The organism is Streptomyces sp. NBRC 110611, from assembly GCF_001590865.1.
GTDB lineage: Bacteria > Actinomycetota > Actinomycetes > Streptomycetales > Streptomycetaceae > Streptomyces.
Map to the genome: position 1 here is coordinate 166,947 of NZ_BBUY01000010.1, position 15,525 is coordinate 182,471.

Genomic DNA, 15,525 nt, shown 5'->3' on the forward strand with positions numbered 1-15,525 from the left:
GTCCTCCAGAGGAGCGGTGGTGCGCCGGGGCATACGTGAACCTCGGTCAGGACCTTGGCGGCCCGGGGCCGGAGGCACAAGAGGGCCGAGGGGATTCTCGTGGCGGCGGACGCGGACTCTTCGCCCGCACCAACGGGCCGGTGTGTGAGGCGTGGTGCCGCGCGAGGGGATGCGGCGTCACCAGCGTCTTTCGCAAGTAACTGAAAAGCCTTGCGACAGGGGTTGACGTGTTCACGATGTTAACGGCAGGCTCCGTACGGAATCCCCCACAGCGGCCTGGCGCGTGGCTGCTCTCGTGGGCGCGGTGCGGGACACCGCGCCTCATGCTGAAGGAGCCGCAAGATGCTGCAACGTTCCCGTCTGCTGGGCGGGGCGCTGGCCGGAGTGCTCGCCGCGGTTGGTCTCGCCACCGTCGCGCCGTGGTCCTCCGAAGCCACCCCACCGGGCCGCCAGGAGGCCACCCCGCCGGGCCGGAAGACCGTCACCGCCACGCTGTTCGAGCGGAAGTACGCGGATGTCGCCAAGGCCTGCACCGACCAGTTGGGCCCGGCGGGCTACGGCTATGTCGAGGTCTCGCCCGCCTCCGAGCACATCCAGGGCGACCAGTGGTGGACCTCGTACCAACCGGTCAGCTACAAGATCGCCGGACGGCTCGGCGACCGGGACGCGTTCGCCTCGATGGTCGGCGCCTGCCACACCGCCGGTGTCAAGGTCATCGCCGACGCCGTCATCAACCACATGGCGGCCGGATCCGGTACCGGCACCGGCGGCACCCCGTACACGAAGTATCAGTACCCGGGCCACTACCAGGACCAGGACTTCCACGCGTGCCGCAAGGACATCTCCGACTACACCAACCGCGACGACGTCCAGAACTGTGAACTCGTCGGGCTCGCCGACCTCGACACCGGCAGCGACCACGTCCGCACCGCCCTCGCCCGGTACCTGGACGACCTGCGCTCCCTGGGCGTGGACGGCTTCCGGATCGACGCCGCCAAGCACATGTCCGCCACCGACCTCGCCGCCGTCAAGGGCAAGATGCGCGACCCCGGTTACTGGGTGCAGGAGGTCATCCACGGCGCCGGCGAGGCGGTCCGGCCCGACGAGTACACCGGCACCGGCGACGTCGACGAGTTCCGCTACGGCAGCCACCTCAAGAGCGCCTTCCAGGGCGGCGGCCTCGCCCAGCTCAAGTCCGTCGCGGACGGCAAGCTCGCCGGCGACCGGGCCCGTACCTTCGTCGACAACTGGGACACCGAGCGCAACGGCTCGACGCTCTCCTACAAGGACGGCGCGGTCTACACCCTCGCCAACGTGTTCATGCTCGCCTCACCCTACGGCTCGCCGAACGTCCACTCCGGCTACGAGTGGTCCGACAAGGACGCCGGTCCGCCCAGCGGGAGCGGCGGCTGGACCGATCAGCACGCGAAGCGGGAGATCACCGCGATGGTGGGCTTCCGGAACACGGTGGGACAGGCCGAACTGACCGACTGGTGGGACGACGGCGGCAACGCCATCGCCTTCGCGCGGTCCGGCAAGGGCTTCGTCGCCCTCAACAACGGCGACGGTGAACTCAGCCGGACGTTCGCCACATCGCTGCCGGCGGGGACGTACTGCAACGTCCTCGCGGCCGCCCCCGACAACTGCGCCGGCCACACCGTCACCGTCGACGGCGACGGACAGGCGCGCGTGACCGTCCCGGCGAGAAGCGCCGTGGCGCTGCACGTCGCACGCTGACCGGCCGGGGTCCCTCACCCACGGTGCGGACGACCGGGGGACGCGGGCCGGGTCGCCCACTCCAGCGCCAGGAGGGCCGAGCGGTAGCCTCGGCCCTCCGTCGCGTGGTCCATACCGATCTCGCACATCCGGTTCGCCGACAGATGGGCGTCGAAGCGCCGCGCGGTGACCTCGGCCGCCTCCTTCGCGGTGGCCGCCTCGGTCAGCTCCCTGTGCAGCATCCCCCGGTCCCCGGCGAAGGCACAGCAGCCGGTGTCGTCCGGGACGACCACCTCCCGCGCACAGGCCCCGGCGACCCGGCGCAGTTCCGCCTCGTCGTCCAAGTGCCGCATGGCGCAGGTGGGGTGGAGCACCGCGGAGCCGAGCGTACGCAGCACCGTCAGGTGCGGCAGCAGCTCCTCGGCGGCCCAGACGACGGAGTCGACGACGGTCAGCCCGGCGTGCAGCGCCCGGTGGTCCGGGCTCAGATACGGCACGACCTCGTGGGCGAGGCCCAGGGTGCAGGACGAGGCGTCCACGACCAGCGGCAGCCGCCCGCCGGCCGTCCAGCGCCAGGCCGCCTCGACGATCCGGTGGGCCATCACCACCGCGCCGCGCCGGTAGCCCTTGGAGTGCCAGATGGTGGCGCAGCAGGTCCCGGTCACGTCCGGCGGAATCCACACCGGGCGGCCCGCCCGCGCCGAGACCGCCACCACCGCCTCCGGCAGCGACGACCCCGGGTGCCCGGCCGGGCCGGCGAAGATCCGGTTCACACATGCCGGGTAGTAGACCGCGGACGCGCCCGCCTTCCGCGTCGCGGGCAGCCGGCGAGCCGCCGCGCCGGGGATCCGCGGCAGCCACTCCGGCACCAGGTCGGGGCGTACGGCCCGGCGGGCGGCACCGGTCAGCGCGGTCAGCGGACGGTCGCCGGTCCGGGCGCGGATCCGGTCGGCGGCGGCCACCGCCAGCCGGGCCGACCGCTCGACCGCCGCGAACCGCCGGGCGGCCCGCTCCGCCAGCCACTCCTCGCGCGCCGAGTGGCGCCGGTGCCGGAAGTCCTTCATCAGCGCGCCGGTGTCGATCCCCACCGGACAGTCCAGCCGGCAGGTCGAGTCACCGGCGCAGGTGTCCACCGCGTCATAGCCGTACGCGTCCAGCAGCGCGGTGCCGACCGGGGATCCGGGTGGCTGACGGAGCATCTCGCGGCGCAGCACGATCCGTTGGCGGGGGGTGGTGGTCAGGTCCCCGCTGGGGCAGGTCGGTTCGCAGAAGCCGCATTCGATGCACGGGTCGGCGAGGGCCTCGACCCGGGGGATGGTCTTGAGGCCCCGCAGGTGCGCCCTCGGATCGCGGTCGAGGACGACGCGCGGGGCCAGCACACCGTGCGGGTCGATCAGCCTCTTGACGCGCCACATCAACTCCGTCGCCCATGGCCCCCATTCGAGCTCCAGGAACGGGGCCATGTTGCGGCCGGTGGCGTGCTCGGCCTTCAGTGAGCCGTCGAAGCGCTCGACGGTCAGCCGGCAGAACGCGTCCATGAAGGCCGCGTAGCGCGCCACATCGTCCGGTTTCGCGGCGTCGAAGGCGAGCAGGAAGTGCAGATTGCCGTGGGCGGCGTGCCCGGCGACCGCCGCGTCGAAACCATGCCGGGACTGCAGCTCCAGCAGCGCCGTACAGGCCTCGGCGAGCCGGGCCGGGGGCACCGCGAAGTCCTCGGTGATCAGCGTCGTACCGGACGGCCGGGAGCCGCCGACCGCCGTGACGAACGCCTTGCGGGCCTTCCAGTAGCCGCCGATCACGGCCGGGTCCCGGGTGAAGGCATTGGTGACCGACGCCACCGGCGCGACCAGCTCCAGCTCCGTCAGCACCCGCGCCGCGGCCCGCTCGTACGCCGCCCGGCCGGCCTCGTCCGGCGCCCGGAACTCCACCAGGAGCGCGGTGGTCTCCTTGGGCAGCGCCGCCCAGTCCGCCGGTACCCCGGGCACCCGCACCGACGCGCGCAGCGTGTTGCCGTCCATCAGCTCCACGGCCCGTGCGCCCGCCTCGGTGAACCGTGGTACGGCCGCGGCGGCGGCGCTCAGTGCCGGGAAGAACAGCAGCGCGCTGGAGGTGTACCGGTCCAGCGGCAGGGTGTCGAAGACGGTCTCGGCGAGGAAGCCGAGGGTGCCTTCGGAGCCGACCATCAGCCCGCGCAGGATCCCGGCCGGTGTCGTGCCGTCGAGAAAGGCGTCCAGGCGGTAGCCGCTGGTGTTCTTGATCTCGTACTTGGCGCGGATCCTGGCCACCAGCTCCGGGTCGGCCTCGATCTCCGCCTTCAGCCCGAGCAGGCCCGCGCAGAGCGCCGGTTCGGCACGGGCCAGCGTGGCGTCGGCGTCCGGGTCGGCGGTGTCCACGATCGTGCCGGACGGCAGGACGACGGTGACCGAGGCCAGCGTCCGGTAGGAGTTGCGGGTGGTACCGGCCGTCATCCCCGAGGCGTTGTTGGCGACCACTCCGCCCAGCGTGCAGGCGAGCGCGCTGGCCGGGTCGGGCCCCAGCAGCCGGCCGTGGCGGGCGAGTGCGGCGTTGGCGCGCAGCACCGTCGTGCCCGGGCGGATACGGGCCCGGGTGCCGTCCCCCAGCACCTCGATCCCGGTCCAGTGCCGGCGTACGTCGACGAGGATGTCCTCGCCCTGCGCCTGGCCGTTGAGGGACGTCCCGGCGGCCCGGAACACCACTTTCCGGTGCTTGCCGCGAGCGTAGGAGAAGACCGCGGAGACGTCGTCGACGTCCTCGGCGACCACCACCACCTGCGGCACGAAGCGGTACGGGCTGGCATCGGAGGCGTAGCGGACCAGGTCGGAGATCGTGTGCAGCACCTTGTCCGGGCCGAGCAGTGCGATCAGGTCGCCGCGCAGCGGCTCGGGGGTGCCGGAGGCACGCCGGGCGGGCACCCGGTCGTACACGGGGCGGCCGCCGGTGGTGGGACGCAGGCGCTCGGGCTTCGGCTCCAGCAGGGGCATGGCACGGTACTCCTCGGCTCGATCGGACGTCAGGCTCACTGCGGGCCGCCCGGTCCGCCGGCCAGGTGGACGGGGGACTGTCACTCCGGCCCTCGCGGTCCGGCGGTCGGCGGAGCCAGGATCTCCTCCGCGGTGGCCCGCGTGCACCGCGCAACGCGCGCGGTCGGCCGATGCGTGCCGCACCAGCCGCACAGTGCCCGGCCCGGTGAGCGTGGCGCTGGGGACAACGCACCGTGGCGGGGCCGGCCTGCGGGGCGGGCAGGGCGCCGTGCCGGACCACGCTCAGCTCCGACTGGAAGGCAACAGCAGGCATCAGGGTCGAACGTCGTGCGCGCCCGATACAAGCCCCTCGCACGCCACTTCACCGCATGTCGTTCCGCCGGCGCCGGTCCGCCGCGCGGGCATCGTCGGTACGGTGGCCCTCCGCCACGGGCCTGTCGCCCGTCCGTTCGGATTGCGAGATCTCCGATGAATCAGCCTGCAGCCCATAAATACCTGGCCGCGGCGGTAGTGGTGCACAACGGTCGTGTGCTGATCGTTCGCCGTAGCTACCGCGAGCGCTTCCTGCCCGGCACCTGGGGTGTGCCGTGCGGCAAACTCGACCCGGGGGAGTCCGCCGAGAGCGGCGCCCTGCGCGAGCTGAAGGAGGAGACCGGACTCCTCGGCGCCATCGTCGCGCACACCGGATCGTCCGGATTCCTGAGCGACTATCGCGGCCGACACGTCCACAACCACCAGCGGAACTTCCTCGTCCGCCCGCTGACCTTCGACGTCGTGCTGCCCAGCCCGGATCAGGTCCACCGCTGGGCCCGGCCGTCCGAGCTGGCCGGGGCCGGGGTGGACGCGTACAACCTCGAGGTGATCCGCCAGGCGCTCGGCGGCCGGTTCGACGCGGCCGGCCGGCACGTCCTGGCGGCCCGCATCGGCGGTCCCGGGCCGGTGCCGGTCAGTAGCCCAAAGAGCGTGCCAGCGCGTCGAGTTCGGCAAGATAGACGGCCGGTGGCAGCGGAACCTTGGGCCGCGGCCGGGCACGCAGGGACCCGCCACTTCTGACCGCCGTACCGCCCGTACCGGCGCCGCCGTGCCGGACGTAGACATCCGTCACCGAGCGCTGCGGCGCCGTCTCCAGGAACAGCGTGACCGTCGGCTCCTCACTCACCACCCGGTGCAGCGTACGGGCGTCCAGGCCATAGCTCCGTCCGGGCCCGTACTGCTCCGTAGCCAGCAGCCGCAGCCGCGCGTCCCCGACCCGCCGCAGCCGCCAGGCCCCGCCCGGGCCGTCGATGGACTCCCGGTAGGCGGTCGCGGGCACCCCGTCCGCCGCGGGTTCGTAGCACTCCATCCGGACCCGGCCGCGCACCACGGCCGAGGCGATGGCACAACGGTGGTTGTGGATGTCCTCGGGGGACGGGCCCGCCGCGCCGTGCCAGAAATGCACCCGCAGTACGAAACGGGGTGCCCCGGACAGCAGCACCAGCTTGTCGAAGCCCAGCACATGGCGGTACGAGAGCCGGGTGCACTCCGGCAGGTCCAGATCCCCGGCGGATAATCGCCGCACTAGCGGACCGAGCGCATCCGGACGGGCCAGCCGGGCGATCGCCGCCCGTGCCGCCTCGGGGGACGGCGGCCGCGGCCCGCCGCCCAGCCGTGCCACCAGCAGCCGCCGGGCTTCCTCGACCTGCATCTCCGCCTCCCGTTCCCGATGCCGCCGACCGCCGGCGGCACCGCGCAGCCGAACCGGCCGATGTCAGGGCCGGTGGACCAGCAGTGCGTACCGCCGCAGCACCGACAGGCCCTGATACGCCATCCACACCGGGTGGCCCATGGGGCCGTCGTCCCACCGCCACACCCCGCCCCGCTGCATGCCCCGCACCCGCGCCACCGCGGTGGCCAGCTGCCCCTCCCAGGCCTCCGGCCCCACCCCCTCCGCCGCCACCCGCCGCGCCCCGTCCGTCATCAGCGCCCGGGCCACCCACGCGGCGGAGAAGTGCCGCACCGACAGCAGCTCCTGATGCAGCGGATCCTCCTGGTCCGGCCGGCGGACCTCCTCCTGGCAGTTGTCCAGGTCGGACCCGGCACCGCCCGCCACCGCGCCCGCCATCAGCCAGCGCAGCCCCTCCTCGCGCACCGCGCGCTGCCGGGCGTCCTCGCCCAGCACCCGCGCGGCACGGTCCAGCGCCACCACCGCCCGTGCGGTGTGCGCCGCCGAGGGCGCCGGATTGCCGTGCCCCGTGGCCAGCGCCGCGCCCCAGCAGCGGTGGCCGCCCCGCGCCGGGTCGGCGGTGGCGCCGTTGACCAGCACCTCGCGCAGACCGCCCAGCGAGCGGGAGCCGGGCGCCGCCCGCAGCAGCCCGCGCAGCACATTCGTCACGACATACGTGTTGGCCAGCCCCGACGCGTCGTGGTCCGGGTCCAGCAGCGCCTCGCAGGAGTGTATTTCGGCCTCGAGCAGCCGTGGATCGGCGCCGGCCCGCGCCAGCGCGCCCAGCACGATCGCGGTCACTTCCGGGCGCGCCCCGCTGCCCTGCGAGCGGGCCGCCCACCCGCCGCCGGGAAGCCGCAGCCGCCACAGCGTCTCGGCCACCTCACCGGCCCGTATCCGGCCGTCGTACGGGGCGATGTCGAGCAGGAGGTGCAGCCCGTACGCAGTGCCGAACGCCGTCGGGTGCACCGGGGGACCGCTCTCCGCGAGGGAGTGCGGCCAGCCGGTCAACGGCCCCCGCCCGGGCACCTCGATCACCGAAACGCCGCGCTGCAGCGCCTCGTACGTGCCGTCCATCAGATCGGGCAGCGACCCGGCCGGCACGGAAGCGTGCCCGGGCGGTGGCACCTCCACGGCTATCGCGGCGCGGGCGCGCAGCAGCGCCGCCGACAGCCACACCACGGCACCGACCCCGACACCCGCCACCGCCGCCACGCAGTACCGCGCCACCTCATCCGTGAGGTGCGGCGGAAGGACCCCCACCAGCGCCTCGAACACCGCGAACGCCGTGGCCACCACGCCCAGCCGCCCCAGCCACGTCAGCAGCCGGGACGGCGCGGAGGCCCACGTGGCGGCGAACGCCGGCCGCCCGGGATCCGGCACGGGCACGCCGTGGTCCGCGCCGGACCGCTGTGGTGGTACGTCCTGCCGCAGCATGGTCTGCTCCCTCCCCCCGGGCGCACGCCCCCGCACCGCGTGTGCGAAGACATCCCGATCAGTGTAGAAATCCCCACTGACAGCGGGGTCGCACACCTGTCGTAGCGCCCGTCCCGCCACCGCCTTCCGCGCGGACTCGGTCCGGCTGCCCGGGCCCCGTCAGCAGAATCACCTCCAGCGTCCGCGGCCCGTGCACCCCCTCCACCCGTGACAGTTCGATATCACTGGTCGCGGACGGGCCGGACACCCAGGTCAGCGGGCGCTCCGGCGTCAGCCGCGCCAGTGCCTGCGGCACCGAGCCGACCACCTGCCCGGGAACCCGGACGACACAGATGTGATGGTCCGGCACCAGCGTGATCCGGCGCCGGCCCTGGCCGGGTCCGGCATCCAGGACCAGCGTGCCGGTCTCCGCGATGGCCACCGCACAGCCCGTCACCACACTGTCGACGGTGTCGAGTTCGGCCGCCGTCACCGATTCCCGGTCCTCGACCCGGGTGACACCGGAGCCGGGCGACAGCGCCGCTCCCAGCCAGGACGGCTCCAGCCCCGCCGGCACCACCACCGACCGCGCCCCGCGCGCCCGCAGCAGCCGGCCGATCAGCGTCGGCAGCCCCTCGGCGTCGCTGCGGTGCACCAGCGCCCGGTAGTCCGCGAGGTTCTCCGCGAGCAGCTCGACGGTCTCCGCGGCCGTACGGGCGCCGTGCACCCGCCGGTAGTCCCGGACCACCGCCGGATCGTCCTGCCCCGCCCCGGGCGCCACATCCGCCAGCGCCCGGCGCACCCGCGCCAGCACCACATCCCGGCTGGTCATGTGCCCTCACCTCCCGCCCGGTCCCGCCGCCCGGACCCCTCGGACGACGTCCCGCGGGTGCGCTGCCACCAGTCACGGAACGACTCGGCCGGTACCGCCGGCAGGTCGCGGGTCCGCGACCACGCGCGGCCCGGCCCCGGCAGCCGCCGCGGGTGGAGCCGCCGGGTCCGGGCCGCCAGGTGCATCCCGCGCCGCAGCCCGCCCGGGTGGTCGAACGCCCAGGCCGCGGCGCGCATCGCGGCCCGCTCCGCGGCATGCCCTCGGGCCGGTCTGAGCACCGTACGGGTGCCGCGCACGGTGACCGGCCCGCCCTCCACCACCCGCTCCCGCAGGTGCACCAGTACCTCGGGGATGTCGATGGCGACCGGACACACCTCGTAGCAGGCCCCGCAGAGCGACGAGGCATACGGCAGCGAAGCCTCCAGCGCCCCCTGAACTCCGCGCAGTTGGGGGGTGAGGATGGCGCCGATCGGGCCGGGGTACGGCGACCCGTACGCGTGCCCGCCGGCCCGCTCGTACACCGGGCACACGTTCAGACAGGCCGAGCAGCGGATGCAGCGCAGCGCCTGCCGCCCCACGGAGTCGGCGAGGGTGTCGGTCCGCCCGTTGTCGAGCAGGACGAGGTGGAAGGTCCGCGGCCCGTCGCCGTCCACGGTGCCCGTCCAGGTGGAGGTGTACGGGTTCATCCGCTCGGCCGTCGAGGAGCGCGGCAGCAACTGGAGGAAGATCTCCAGGTCCTGCCAGGTGGGCACCACCTTCTCGATCCCGACCACCGAGATCAGCGTCTCGGGCAGGGTCAGGCACATCCGCCCGTTGCCCTCGGATTCCACCACCACCAGCGTGCCGGTCTCGGCGACCATGAAGTTGGCACCGGAGATCCCCACCTTCGCGGAGAGGAATTTCTCCCGCAGGTGCAGCCGGGCCGCCTCGGCCAGCTCGGCGGGGGAGTCGGAGAGCCCCTCCGGCGCCGGACGCCCCCAACGCCCCATCTCCCGGCGGAAGATGTCCCGGATCTCGGAACGGTTGCGGTGGATCGCCGGGACCAGGATGTGCGACGGCAGATCGCCCCCGAGCTGCACGATCAGCTCCGCCAGATCCGTCTCATACGCCCGGATGCCGGCCCGGGCCAGCGCCTCGTTGAGCCCGGTCTCCTGCGTCGCCATCGACTTGACCTTGACGACCTCGCGCTCCCCGGTCTCCGCCACCAGCGCGGTGACGATCCGGTTGGCCTCCTCGGCGTCCGCCGCCCAGTGGACCTGCCCGCCCGCCGCGATGACCGCGGCCTCCAGCTGCTCCAGGTAGTGATCCAGACGGCGCAGCGTCCGGTCCTTCACTGCGGCGCCGGCGGCCCGCAGCTGCGCCCAGTCGTCCAGTTCGGCCACCGCCCTGGCCCGCTTGTCGCGGATGGTGCGGGTGGCATGGGTGAGGTTGGCGCGCAGCCGGTCGTCACGGGTGGCGGCCGCCGCGGCCCGGGGAAACGCCGGCATGCCCACGTAGGTGCCGCTCACCGCCCGCTCCCTTCCGTACTGGCTTCCGCGCCGGCTTCCGTACTGGCCAGGATCTCGGCGATATGGACGGGGCGGACCCGCGAGCCCTGCCGGGCGAGCGTGCCGCCGATGTGCAGCAGACAGGAGTTGTCGACGGTGCAGACCGCCTCCGCGCCGGTACCGATCACCTGCCGGACCTTGTCGGCCCCCATCGCCGCCGACACCGCCGGGTTCTTCACCGCGAACGTACCGCCGAACCCGCAGCACTCCTCGGCGCCCGGCAGCTCCCGCAGCTCCAGCCCCCTGACATGCGACAGCAGCCGCCGCGGCCGGTCGCCCAGGCCCAGCATGCGCAACCCGTGACAGGTGGGGTGGTACGTGACGGTGTGCGGGTACCAGGCACCGACGTCCTCCACCTTCAATACGTCCACCAGGAACTCGGTCAGCTCGTACGTCTTCGGCACCGCCAGCGCCGCCGCCTCGGCGAGCTCCCGGCCGCGCCCCTCGGCGGCCGTCTTCGCCCCGATCCGCGGGTAGTTGTCGCGCACCATCGCCGCACACGAACCGGACGGAGTGACCACATACTCGTAATCCCGGAACGCCCGGTCGAACCGGCGCACCAGCGGTTCGGCCGCATGCCGGTAGCCGGTGTTGAACTGCGGCTGGCCGCAGCAGCTCTGCCCGGCCGGGAAGTCGACCGCCACCCCCAGCCGTTCCAGCAGGGTGACCACCGCCCGTCCCGTCCGGGGATGGAGCAGGTCGTTGATACAGGTGACGAACAGTGCTACACGCACGTTGCCATCTCCTTTCGGCTGCCCCGCACCCCTGGCGGCCGGCCGCCTCCGCGGTACATGATCACCTGTCAGCTCATCCTGCCCCAGCAGCAGGCACAGGAGAAGAACCGGGAGCCGAGGACGGACCATGCCGAGTACCGGAAACATAGCCGAGGACCGGGCGCCCGACGGTGCCCGGCCGCCGTCGCGGCCGCGGCAGCTGGTCGCCGCTGCCATCGGCAACGCCGTCGAGTGGTACGACTGGTACGCGTACTCCTTCCTCGCGGTCTACTTCGCCGAGCAGGTCTTCCCCCAGGACACCGGCAATTCACTGGTGCCGCTGCTGTCGACCTTCGCCGTCTTCGCCGTCGGCTTCTTCATGCGGCCGGTCGGCGGGCTGCTGATGGGGGCGGTCGCCGACCGGCGCGGCCGGCGCGCCGCACTGACCGTCACCATCCTGCTGATGGGCGCCGGCAGTCTGCTCGTCGCCCTCACCCCCACCTACGCGGCCACCGGTGTGCTGGCACCTGTGGTGCTGGTCGTGGCCCGCCTGGTGCAGGGCCTGTCGGTGGGCGGGGAGTTCGCCGCCTCCACGACCTTCCTCGTCGAATCGGCCGGGCCGGGCCGGCGCGGACTGTTCGCCGGCTTCCAGTACGTCTCCACGACGATCGGCCAGCTGCTCGCCTCCGGAACCGCGGCGCTGCTCGCCGCGCTGCTCACCGAACGGCAGATGGGCCAATGGGGCTGGCGGGTGCCGTTCCTCGTCGGCGCGCTGCTGAGCCTGCTCGGCCTCTGGATCCGGCGCGGCGCACAGGAGACCCTGCCGCAAGCTCTCCACCCGGTCCGAGCCGGGGAGACCCCACGCGCCGCACAGCGGGCCGCGGACCGCCCCGGGCTGTTCGAGGCCCTGCGCCGGTACCCCCGCCAGTCGCTGCGGATCTGCGGCATCACCGCCGGCGGTACCCTCGCCTACTACACCTGGACGACCTACCTCCCCACCTACGCCCAGGCCAACGCCGGCTTCGACAAGAGCGACGCGCTCACCGCCGGAACCGTCTCCCTCGTCTTCTTCGCCCTGCTGCAGCCGCTGGGCGGCCTGCTCTCGGACCGCATCGGCCGCAAACCACTCCTGCTCGGCTTCTCCCTGGGCTTCGCGGTCCTCGCGGTACCGCTGCTGCACCTGGTGACCGACACCTTCCTCTCCCTGCTCCTGGTCCAGTGCGCGGGCATGGTGCTGCTCACCGGATACACCGCGATCGCCGCCGCCGTGAACGCGGAAGTGTTCCCCGCCCGGGTCCGCGCCGCCGGCATCGGCTTCCCGTACTCGCTCACCGTCGCCCTCTTCGGCGGCACCGCCCCCTACATCGGCACCTGGTTCAAGCAGGCCGGGCACGCCGGACTCTTCCCCTGGTACGTGGCCGCGCTCTGCCTCGTCTCGTTCCTCGTCTACCTGACCCTGCCGGAGACCGCTCACCAGCCGCTCGACCGCTAGCGGTCGCGTACCCCGGTGTCCGCCGCGTCCGCTGTGTCCGCCGTTTCCCTCCCCTGCACGCGAAGCGCCGCCCCTCCCGGGACAGGGAGAGGCGGCGCCGCAGTGCGTGGTGCGTCAGACGAGCCAGCCCACGAAGTGGACGACGCAGGCAAGCAGGTCGGTGACGACGTTCATGTAGTTCTTCTCCTTGTGCAAGTACGTGTGGTGGGACAACCACGTGTGATGGGTCAACTCTCCGGCCCAGCAAGGGAGTCGGCCGGAGTCACGTTGACGGTCTGCAGCCCGTCGCTCGCGCCCCGTAAGCATCACCCACCCAGTGGCGCCTCGTGAAGCCCTCCCATCCTCGATCACGCTTTCTAACGAACACTCGCTCTCACGTTCGTTTGTTCGCGCGACTGTTACGCGTAATGCATCCGCATCCGCCCCAACTGATCCCCGGCTCCCCGGCCGCGCCGAAGCCTCCACCCCTACCCCGCACCCACCCCCGCACCCACCCTCACACCGGCCTCCGCCGGACTCCGCTCCGGCAGCCACCGCCGGAGCTCCCGCACCGCGGCCCGCCCGGCCCGGTTGGCGCCGATGGTGCTCGCCGACGGCCCGTACCCGACGATATGGATGCGCGGGTCGCGCAGCACACGGGTGCCATCCATCCGGATGCCGCCGCCCGGCTCGCGCAACCTCAGCGGGGCGAGATGGTCGATGGCGGCCCGGAAGCCCGTCGCGTACAGGAACACATCGGCGTCGACCGCGCGCCCGTCGGCCCAGACCGCGCCGGTCGGCGTGATCCGCTCGAAGAGCGGCAGCCGCTCCAGCACGCCGTCCTCGCGGGCCCGCCGGACCGCCTCGGTCATCGGCAGTCCGGTGACGCTCACCACGCTGTGCGGCGGCAGCCCCCGCCGTACCCGTTCCTCGACGAGGGCGACGGCGGCCCGCCCTTCCTCCTCGCCGAACGGGCCCGCACGGAAGACGGGCGGCCGACGCGTCACCCAGGTCGTGTCCGCCGCCACCGGCCCGATCTCCAGCAGCTGCTGAACGGCCGAGGTCCCGCCGCCCACCACCACGACCCGCGCGCCCCGGAACTCCTCCGGCCCGGGGTACCACGAACTGTGCAACTGCCGCCCGCCGAACGTCTCCTGTCCCGGGAACCGCGGCCAGAACGGCCGGTCCCAGGTCCCCGTCGCATTGATCACCGCCCGCGCCGCATAGTCCCCCTCCGACGTCTCGATCCTCAGCCGCCCGTCGCGCCCTGCCCCCATGCTCTCCCGGACCGCCGACACGCTCACCGGCCGGTGCACCCGCAGCCCGAAGGCCTGCTCGTAACGGTCGAAATACGCTCCGATCACCTCAGACGAGGGACGCCGGGGATCAGCCCCGGCCAGCTCCATCCCGGGCAGCGCATGCATCCCATGCACCTTCTCGTACGTCAGCGTCGGCCACCGGAACTGCCAGGCGCCACCGGGCCGCGGGGAGTGATCCAGCACCACGAAATCCCGGTCCGGCACATAGCCCACCCGCCGCAGATGAAACGCGGCAGCCAGCCCGGCCTGCCCGGCCCCGATCACCACGACCTCGACCGCACGCACCCCGGAGTAGTTCATGCTTCTACCAACATCCGGCCGGCCCGATCTCTTCCCGGCTCGACGGGCCATCTCTGAGAAGATCGGCATATGGCTGCAAGCTTCACGACACGAGAGATCGACATCCGCACCGGTTCACGCGAGACCGTTTACGACCTGACCCGGGAGTGCACGACCTTCCTGCGAGACGTCGCCCAGGGCCAGGACGGATTGCTGAACGTCTTCACGCCGCACGCCACTGCGGGCGTGGCCCTCCTGGAGACGGGCGCGGGCAGCGACGACGATCTGCTGTCCGCGCTCCACGATCTCCTGCCGGCCGACGACCGATGGCGGCACAAACACGGAAGCCCCGGTCACGGCCGCGACCACGTGCTCCCCGCCCTCGTGCCCCCGCACGCCACACTCCCCGTGGTCGCGGGAGAACTGGCCCTCGGCACCTGGCAGTCCGTCTGCCTCGTGGACACCAATATCGACAATGTCAACCGTCAGGTGCGGCTGAGCTTCCTGGGCTGACCAAGATCGTCCTGGGGGTGGCCGCGAAATCTCCCTACCCTGCGTGCGCGAAACGGGGAGACTTTGCGCGGTACGGACCTGGGCATGATCGGACGATCTTACGACGCATGCGGAAAATGCCTGCTGGGCGTGCGCAGGCTTTCGTGTGTGAAGGCGGCCACGCCATCACCGGAGCGACAGCGGGAACACGTTCTCACGGCCGCCGCATCCGTCGGAGGGCACACGTCATCGGCTGGCCGACGACTGGGAGGTGTCGGGAGCCACGGACCCGATGACCCGGCCCAAGCTCGGCCCGTGGCTGCGTGACGAGAGGGGGCCGTATGACGGCCTTGTGGCTGCGGCCGTTGACCGCCTCGGTTGCAGTGTCGTCGACTGCTTGAATACCGGCTACAAAATGCTTGACGAGGGGAAACTGCTTACGGCCTGTGGGACCTCGACGACCAGGTGGACGAGAACCGACCATCAAGACGCGGGCAGCCGGACGCCCCAAAGGCAAGCCCTCGTACGGATTCCAATACGTCCGGCTCGTAATGGGCGGCAAGGTCGACCACATCGAACTGCACCCGCACGCCTCGACCGCGATCAGGCTCGCCGCTCGCCGCATCCTGGCGGACCCTGAGCACAACACACCCAGCAGCGAGGCGGCTCGCTTGAACCGCGCCGGTGAGCTGGCCCCGTCGATCACTTGGCCGTGATGTACGGAAAGCCGGCGCGTGGCCGGCCGTGGCATCCGACGAGCCTGAAGAACATCCTTCTCTCCGAGGCGGTGCTGGGCTACCTGATGCACAACGGCAAGCCCGTCATCGATCAGGAAGGGAACCCCGTACACCTCTACGAGGGCCTCTGGAACCGGGCAACGCACGAGGCGCTGAAGAAGGTTCTCACCACCAGGCCGACGTGGTGGAAGGGCCGCCGATCGAACCGCAGCTATCTCCGGCGCGCGCCCCTTTCGCACGTGTGCCGTGGCGTACCCACTTTGAGGTGATACAGGGGCCATCGTGCGTAGCGGAACGTT

Annotated in this window: 13 protein-coding genes; 6 read left to right on the top strand and 7 right to left on the bottom strand. The window is 72.5% G+C overall.

The window, feature by feature from the left end; genetic code table 11:
* Positions 1-342: 342 nt before the first annotated feature.
* Positions 343-1,737: an alpha-amylase gene (locus AZE13_RS21570; protein WP_066934352.1), complete on the top strand. Its 1,395-nt coding sequence runs from the start codon at positions 343-345 to the stop codon at positions 1,735-1,737.
* Positions 1,738-1,751: 14 nt separating this feature from the next.
* Here AZE13_RS21570 and AZE13_RS21575 read toward each other — a convergent pair whose 3' ends face one another.
* Entirely contained in the window at positions 1,752-4,718 is a 2,967-nt protein-coding gene (locus AZE13_RS21575) for an FAD-binding and (Fe-S)-binding domain-containing protein (RefSeq protein ID WP_066934355.1), read from the bottom strand.
* 468 nt (positions 4,719-5,186) lie between these two features.
* Here AZE13_RS21575 and AZE13_RS21580 point away from each other — a divergent pair, with 468 nt between their 5' ends.
* Positions 5,187-5,771: an NUDIX hydrolase gene (locus AZE13_RS21580; protein WP_079124229.1), complete on the top strand. Its 585-nt coding sequence runs from the start codon at positions 5,187-5,189 to the stop codon at positions 5,769-5,771.
* On the opposite strand, the gene AZE13_RS21585 is transcribed toward AZE13_RS21580, so the two are convergent.
* The 5 genes from AZE13_RS21585 to AZE13_RS21605 form a co-directional block, all read right to left on the bottom strand.
* Entirely contained in the window at positions 5,665-6,402 is a 738-nt protein-coding gene (locus AZE13_RS21585) for a hypothetical protein (protein WP_066934361.1), read from the bottom strand. The genes AZE13_RS21580 and AZE13_RS21585 overlap by 107 nt on opposite strands.
* Positions 6,403-6,465: 63 nt before the next feature.
* The gene (locus AZE13_RS37000; protein WP_079124230.1) at positions 6,466-7,857 is read right to left on the bottom strand and encodes a hypothetical protein; all 1,392 of its coding nucleotides are present in this window, start codon (positions 7,855-7,857) and stop codon (positions 6,466-6,468) included.
* A 58-nt stretch (positions 7,858-7,915) separates the two neighbouring features.
* On the bottom strand, positions 7,916-8,668 hold the full coding sequence (locus tag AZE13_RS21595; RefSeq protein ID WP_079124231.1) for a lactate utilization protein C: 753 nt from the start codon (positions 8,666-8,668) through the stop codon (positions 7,916-7,918).
* Positions 8,665-10,176, bottom strand: a complete 1,512-nt coding sequence (locus tag AZE13_RS21600) for a lactate utilization protein B (protein WP_066934362.1) — start codon at positions 10,174-10,176, stop codon at positions 8,665-8,667. The genes AZE13_RS21595 and AZE13_RS21600 overlap by 4 nt, the downstream gene beginning before the upstream one ends.
* Positions 10,173-10,949, bottom strand: coding sequence for a (Fe-S)-binding protein (locus AZE13_RS21605; protein ID WP_066934364.1), 777 nt, complete (start codon positions 10,947-10,949; stop codon positions 10,173-10,175). The genes AZE13_RS21600 and AZE13_RS21605 overlap by 4 nt, the downstream gene beginning before the upstream one ends.
* 127 nt (positions 10,950-11,076) lie before the next feature.
* Between AZE13_RS21605 and AZE13_RS21610 the strand changes: the two genes are divergently transcribed.
* Complete coding sequence (locus tag AZE13_RS21610) at positions 11,077-12,420, top strand: MFS transporter (RefSeq protein ID WP_066934365.1); 1,344 nt, start codon at positions 11,077-11,079, stop codon at positions 12,418-12,420.
* A 467-nt stretch (positions 12,421-12,887) separates the two neighbouring features.
* Here AZE13_RS21610 and AZE13_RS21615 read toward each other — a convergent pair whose 3' ends face one another.
* Entirely contained in the window at positions 12,888-14,018 is a 1,131-nt protein-coding gene (locus AZE13_RS21615) for an NAD(P)-binding domain-containing protein (RefSeq protein WP_181690403.1), read from the bottom strand.
* 69 nt (positions 14,019-14,087) lie between these two features.
* On the opposite strand from AZE13_RS21615, the gene AZE13_RS21620 reads away from it, so the two are divergent.
* The 3 genes from AZE13_RS21620 (at position 14,088) to AZE13_RS37010 (ending at position 15,495) form a co-directional block, all read left to right on the top strand.
* On the top strand, positions 14,088-14,510 hold the full coding sequence (locus tag AZE13_RS21620; protein WP_066934367.1) for a secondary thiamine-phosphate synthase enzyme YjbQ: 423 nt from the start codon (positions 14,088-14,090) through the stop codon (positions 14,508-14,510).
* A gap of 530 nt (positions 14,511-15,040) precedes the next feature.
* Positions 15,041-15,205, top strand: coding sequence for a hypothetical protein (locus AZE13_RS37005; RefSeq protein ID WP_181690404.1), 165 nt, complete (start codon positions 15,041-15,043; stop codon positions 15,203-15,205).
* A complete protein-coding gene (locus AZE13_RS37010) occupies positions 15,202-15,495 on the top strand; it encodes a hypothetical protein (RefSeq protein WP_181690405.1) in 294 nt (97 codons plus the stop codon). Before AZE13_RS37005 ends, AZE13_RS37010 begins: the two co-directional genes overlap by 4 nt.
* Positions 15,496-15,525 lie beyond the last annotated feature (30 nt).

Coding starts and splice junctions, on each gene's coding strand:
- AZE13_RS21570 (WP_066934352.1), top strand. CDS start 343: ATGCTGCAACGTTCCCGTCTGCTGGGCGGGGCGCTGGCCGGAGTGCTC.
- AZE13_RS21575 (WP_066934355.1), bottom strand. CDS start 4,718: ATGCCCCTGCTGGAGCCGAAGCCCGAGCGCCTGCGTCCCACCACCGGC.
- AZE13_RS21580 (WP_079124229.1), top strand. CDS start 5,187: ATGAATCAGCCTGCAGCCCATAAATACCTGGCCGCGGCGGTAGTGGTG.
- AZE13_RS21585 (WP_066934361.1), bottom strand. CDS start 6,402: ATGCAGGTCGAGGAAGCCCGGCGGCTGCTGGTGGCACGGCTGGGCGGC.
- AZE13_RS37000 (WP_079124230.1), bottom strand. CDS start 7,857: ATGCTGCGGCAGGACGTACCACCACAGCGGTCCGGCGCGGACCACGGC.
- AZE13_RS21595 (WP_079124231.1), bottom strand. CDS start 8,668: ATGACCAGCCGGGATGTGGTGCTGGCGCGGGTGCGCCGGGCGCTGGCG.
- AZE13_RS21610 (WP_066934365.1), top strand. CDS start 11,077: ATGCCGAGTACCGGAAACATAGCCGAGGACCGGGCGCCCGACGGTGCC.
- AZE13_RS21615 (WP_181690403.1), bottom strand. CDS start 14,018: ATGAACTACTCCGGGGTGCGTGCGGTCGAGGTCGTGGTGATCGGGGCC.
- AZE13_RS21620 (WP_066934367.1), top strand. CDS start 14,088: ATGGCTGCAAGCTTCACGACACGAGAGATCGACATCCGCACCGGTTCA.
- AZE13_RS37005 (WP_181690404.1), top strand. CDS start 15,041: ATGGGCGGCAAGGTCGACCACATCGAACTGCACCCGCACGCCTCGACC.